4 protein-coding genes are annotated in these 5,398 nt (G+C 54.4%); all 4 read left to right on the plus strand.

All coding sequences use genetic code 11. The features are described 5' to 3' along the window. Positions 1-872 precede the first annotated feature (872 nt). From trpD to trpA, 4 genes are read left to right on the plus strand one after another with little or no spacing between them, the layout of a single operon-like run. A complete protein-coding gene (trpD, locus tag B2Y11_RS03480; RefSeq protein WP_291056266.1) occupies positions 873-1,895 on the plus strand; it encodes an anthranilate phosphoribosyltransferase in 1,023 nt (340 codons plus the stop codon). 8 nt (positions 1,896-1,903) lie between these two features. Further along, positions 1,904-2,689, plus strand: coding sequence for an indole-3-glycerol phosphate synthase TrpC (gene trpC / locus B2Y11_RS03485; RefSeq protein ID WP_291056268.1), 786 nt, complete (start codon positions 1,904-1,906; stop codon positions 2,687-2,689). An 18-nt stretch (positions 2,690-2,707) separates the two neighbouring features. Beyond that, the gene (trpB, locus tag B2Y11_RS03490) at positions 2,708-3,889 is read left to right on the plus strand and encodes a tryptophan synthase subunit beta (protein WP_008858651.1); all 1,182 of its coding nucleotides are present in this window, start codon (positions 2,708-2,710) and stop codon (positions 3,887-3,889) included. A 13-nt stretch (positions 3,890-3,902) separates the two neighbouring features. Beyond that, positions 3,903-4,673: a tryptophan synthase subunit alpha gene (trpA, locus tag B2Y11_RS03495; RefSeq protein ID WP_291056275.1), complete on the plus strand. Its 771-nt coding sequence runs from the start codon at positions 3,903-3,905 to the stop codon at positions 4,671-4,673. The last annotated feature ends 725 nt before the right edge of the window (positions 4,674-5,398 follow it).

Below are 5,398 nucleotides of genomic sequence, written 5' to 3' on the forward strand. Positions count from 1 at the left end.
ACGCCATCCAGCGAAGTCGGTGTGAACGGTGGTAAGAATGATTATGGTATTCTCATTCTATGTCTTATCGCCTTTCGCTCAGGGGGCCGCCGATTGGCGGTCAGGACCGCGATGGAGCATCCTATCGGTGCTCAGCCCCGTACACCCTTTCCCGCTTCGCGGGACTTCCCCTCAAGGGGAAACGAGAAAATAGGTGGCACTGGATATTGTGTCACATATGACACAGAAAGGCCAATCCCGTAACGCTGACTTTATAAGTATTGCCCCCTAAAGGGGAAACGACTCACTACATTTTGCGCGTCGCTAGCACTCCTTCAAAATGTGTTCGCTGTGCACCGAAGGGCAATTCACAACCCTCGGCCCGAAGGGCCGTCAAACTTACGAACCTTAAGAACCCTCGGTCCAAAGGCCCGTCAACCTTCACGCCCGCAGGGCGTGTTCAAAGCCCCAAAAAATATGCTTGACATAATGAGTCCGGCGCATTATAATAGCCACAACTTAAGAAAACAAACCGTTGAAGCGGAGATAAAAATAATTCGTGCACTCACAGGGAGCCGGGGTATTGAGAAGCCGGCAGGACGCAGGTTATTAAATGGACCGCTGAGGGCGCGGTGAAAGGGATTTCCTTAGTAGCTCGCGACGTAGGGCATACGTCAGTTGCCGGAGATATGTTGGTATCTCGCTAAGAGCAGGGGTCATACCCTGAAGCAAGGTGGCACCGCGGAAGTATATCCGTCCTTGACAAGTATTTGTCAGGGACGGATTTTTTTATTACCTCCCTGAAGGAGGAAATCATGGACTCTAGCAGACGATGGCAGGTAAGGGAAGCATAGCAGGAATCAAGTAGATAACCGAAGCAGGAGGAATACAAAATGATTAAAGAAGCCATTCAGAAAATCGTAAGAAAAGGAGATCTCTCCTATACCGAAGCCTATACCGTAATGAACGAAATCATGAACGGTGAAACCACCGCCACCCAGAACGCCGCATTCCTGGCCGCCTTATCCACCAAGAGCACCAAGGCGGAAACTATTGATGAGATTTCCGGCTGCGCAGCGGCCATGAGGGAACATGCCATTCCTGTTCCCCATCCCGGTATGGAAGTCCTTGAAATCGTAGGTACCGGAGGCGATAAGTCCAACAGCTTCAATATTTCCACCACCGCCGCCTTCGTAGTGGCAGCAGGGGGCGTGAAGGTGGCCAAACACGGCAACCGGGCCGCTTCTTCCAAGTGCGGCACTGCCGATGTGCAGGAAGCGCTGGGAGCCAATATTTCCCAGAACCCCGAAAAAGCCCTGGATATGCTGAAGAAGGTGGGCATGTGCTTCCTCTTCGCCCAGAAGTACCATGCAGCCATGAAGTACGTAGGACCGATCCGCAGGGAACTGGGTTTCCGCACGGTATTCAACATCCTGGGACCCTTCACGAACCCTGCCAATCCCGATTTCTTCCTTCTGGGCGTCTATGATGCCTACCTGGTGGAACCGGTGGCCAAGGTGCTGGACAAGCTGGGCGTGAAGAAAGCGGTGGTGGTCCACGGCATGGACTGCCTCGATGAAGTTTCCCCCAGCGCGCCCACCTTGGTATGTGAACTGAAGAACGGCTACTACCGCACCACGGAAATCAAACCGGAAGACTTCGGCCTCACCCGGGGTAAGAAAGAAGAACTGGTGGGCGGCACGCCGGAAGAAAATGCAGAAATTACGAAGGGCATCCTTTCCGGTAAAATCCAGGGCACGAAGAGAAACGCCGTACTCCTCAATGCAGGCCTGGCCTTCTATGCAGCCGGTGCGGCAGACACCATGGCAGAAGGGGTGAAGAAAGCGGCTGACCTCATCGACAGCGGCGCTGCCGAAAAGACTATGGAAGCCTACATTCAAGTCTCCAACGAATAAGGTGCACCATGATACTGGATGATATTGCACAGGAAACAAGAAAGCGCATAGACCGGCTGGAAAGGGAAGGATACTATGATGAAATCCGCCGGCGCATGAAAGATTTCATCCCGAAGAAAGGACATCCCTTCTATAGAAATCTGAAAGCCCCGGGGCTCTCCTTTATCTGCGAGCTGAAAAAAGCGTCTCCATCCAAAGGAGTCATCAGTGAAGATTTCCCCTTTGAAGAGATTGCAAAGGAATATGAAAGGGCAGGGGCTTCGGCCATCTCCTGCCTCACCGAACCGAAATGGTTCAAAGGGGACATTGATTACCTTCGAAAAGTGGCCTCGGAAGTGGAAATTCCGGTGCTCCGGAAAGATTTCATCATTGACCCGTGCCAGATCGAAGAAGCAGCCCTGGCAGGCGCCTCCGCCATTCTTCTCATAGCCGCCATTCTTACAGATGAAGAAATCAAAGACTTCATGAAAGAAGCGGAAAATCTGGGACTGGATGTGCTGGCGGAAGCCCATGACGAAAAAGAAATGGAACGCCTGCTTTCCGCCGGCGCCCGCATTGTGGGAGTGAACAACCGGGACCTCCGGGATTTCACCATTCACATGGAAACCACCGAGCGGCTGGCAGCCCTGGTGCCCGAGGGAGTACTCCTTGTTTCCGAAAGCGGCATGACCGATGAAAAAGCAGTGAAACGAATGAGACAGGCCGGCGCAGACGCCGTGCTCATCGGCGAAATGCTGATGAAGGCAGAAAACAGGCCGGCCCTCCTCAAAAAAATGATACAGGAAAATTCATGAGAAAAGGATGGAATACATATGAAAACAAGATTTGGTGAATACGGCGGACAGTATGTACCGGAAGTACTGATGAACGAAGTCAATAAAGTGGCAGAAGCCTTTGAAGAATGTAAAAAAGACAGGGAATTCCAGGACGAACTCCACCGCCTCTTCGTGAACTACACCGGCCGCCCCTCCATGCTCTATGAAGCGGAAAACATGGAAAAAGACCTGGGCGGCCCCCGCATCTTCCTGAAAAGAGAAGATCTCAACCACACCGGCGCCCACAAAATCAATAACTGCATCGGCCAGGCCCTCCTGGCAAAACGGATGGGCAAGACCCGCCTCATCGCCGAAACCGGCGCCGGACAGCACGGCGTAGCCGCTGCCACCATTGCCGCCCTCTTCGGCATGGAATGCGAAGTCTTCATGGGTGAAATCGATACCGAAAGACAGGCGCTGAACGTATACCGCATGAAACTCCTGGGCGCCAAAGTCCACGCAGTGAAGACAGGATCCCGGGTCCTCAAAGACGCCGTGAACGCTGCCATGCAGGAATGGAGCCGCCGCTGCGATGATACCCACTACATCATCGGATCCACCACCGGCCCCGCCCCCTTCCCCGAAATGGTACGCTACTTCCAGAGCTGCATCGGCCGTGAAGCCAGAGCCCAGGTACTGGAAAGGACCGGCCGCCTTCCCACCAGAGTCTACGCCTGCGTAGGCGGCGGTTCCAACGCAGCCGGCACCTTCTACCCCTTCCTCCAGGACCAGGGCGTGGCCCTCGTAGGATGCGAAGCCGGCGGCAAAGGCGTGGACACCCCCTACCATGCAGCCACCATCACCAAAGGCTCCATCGGCGTCTTCCACGGCATGAAATCCATTTTCTGCCAGGACAAAGACGGAAATATCACCGAAGTCTATTCCATTTCCGCAGGCCTCGACTATCCCGGCGTCAGCCCCGAACACGCCTACCTCCATGACATCGGCAGAGCCAGATACATCGCCATTACCGACGAAGAAGCGGTACAGGCCTTCGAATACCTAGCCAGAAAAGAAGGCATCATCTGCGCCATCGAATCAGCCCACGCAGTGGCAGGCGTACTGAAAGAAGCCAAAACCATGAACAAAGACGACATCGTCGTCATCACCCTGTCCGGCCGCGGAGACAAAGACGTGGCTGCCATTGCCCGCTACCGCGGTGAAAACCTGCATGATTAAGGAGGATCCCCACATGAGCCATATCAATGAAGCATTCAAAAACGGTAAAGCATTAATCGCATTCCTGACCACCGGCACACCATCCATTGAAGACACCGTCAGATACGTGCTGGACATGGAAAAAGCAGGAGCCACCCTCATCGAACTGGGCGTCCCTTTCTCCGACCCCATTGCCGACGGCCCCGTCATCATGGAAGCCGACGTGAAAGCCCTGAAAAACGGCATCCACCTGCCCCAGGTCATGGAAACAGTGAAAGAAATCCGGAAACACACCGCCATCCCCATCGTCCTTCTCACCTACTACAACCCCGTCTTCCGCTATCCCGCAGACCGCTTCTTCCAGGAAGCAAAGGAAATCGGCATCGACGGCGTCATCATCCCCGACCTTCCCGGCGAAGAACAGCAGGAAATCCGTCCCCTGGCCGATGAAAACGGAGTAGACATCATCCAGATGGTAGCCCCCACATCAGAAGACCGGATCCGCAGCAACGTGAAAAACGCCACAGGCTTCGTATATGTAGTCTCCTCCATGGGCGTCACCGGCATGCGCGGCAGCATCCAAACCGACCTGAAAGACATTATCCAAGTCATTAAAGAAACCACCGACACCCCCGTAGCCATAGGCTTTGGCATCCACACCCCCAAGCAGGCAAAAGAAATGGCCGCCCTGGCAGACGGCGTCATCACCGGCAGCGGCGTAGTGGATATTATCAACAAAGAAGGAAACAAAGCGGACCAGGGCCTCATGGACTATATCGGAGGACTGAAAGAAGCCATTGGATGACAAGCCCCTTTGGGGCTTGAGGGTTGACGGCCCGCTGGGCCGAAGGTTCTTAAGGGGCTTAAGTTTGACGCGCCTCTGGCGCGAGGATTGTGGTGGGGCGCCTCTAAATTATAGAAGGCGCCCTCTTATGATAAAACCTTTACAACCGCCCTGCGGGCGTCGGAAATGCATCCCCCTTTGGTGGCTGGCACCACCACCTTTACCCAAAGGGAAGAATGTCACTGGATTCTCAGGTCGCTTAGGCTCCCCTACGAATCCAGTTCGCTGGAGTGACTCCAGTTCCTTTGCCACCCCGCTAAGTTCGGTGGAGCGACAAAAGGAAAGCGTCTCTATTTTTCTCGTGTCCCCTTGAGGGGAACGCCACGTAGTGGCAAAGGGTGTACGAGGGTAAATATGCCAATGACACTCTAACGTTGCTCTACGCAGCGCCTTACTTCGCCCGACTTGCACATCCTATGCAGGATGTGCACAGTGTCCCTATGGGTGCTTACCAATGTGCCACATGAGTCTACAGGGAAGCGTAGAGTGGTCTATTCTGCCCCCTGAATAGGGGGAAGTCCTGCGAAGCGGGATAGGGGGTGGCCACCGGAGGTGGCCAATTCATCCTCAATGCTTATCCTGCCTTAAGCAACGGGAGGGAAAGCACGTAACGTAAGGCTCCTTCCACTGGAAGGAGCTGCCCGACAGGGCTGAGGATAGGCCTTTGCAGAGCAAAGGCGCCGCCG

This window comes from Dialister sp. UBA1703 (assembly GCA_002320515.1).
Taxonomy (GTDB): Bacteria; Bacillota; Negativicutes; order Veillonellales; family Dialisteraceae; genus Dialister.

What these genes read in the sequence shown, in the direction of transcription:
- trpD (WP_291056266.1), top strand. Translation starts at nt 873, where the DNA reads ATGATTAAAGAAGCCATTCAGAAAATCGTAAGAAAAGGAGATCTCTCC.
- trpC (WP_291056268.1), top strand. Translation starts at nt 1,904, where the DNA reads ATGATACTGGATGATATTGCACAGGAAACAAGAAAGCGCATAGACCGG.
- trpB (WP_008858651.1), top strand. Translation starts at nt 2,708, where the DNA reads ATGAAAACAAGATTTGGTGAATACGGCGGACAGTATGTACCGGAAGTA.
- trpA (WP_291056275.1), top strand. Translation starts at nt 3,903, where the DNA reads ATGAGCCATATCAATGAAGCATTCAAAAACGGTAAAGCATTAATCGCA.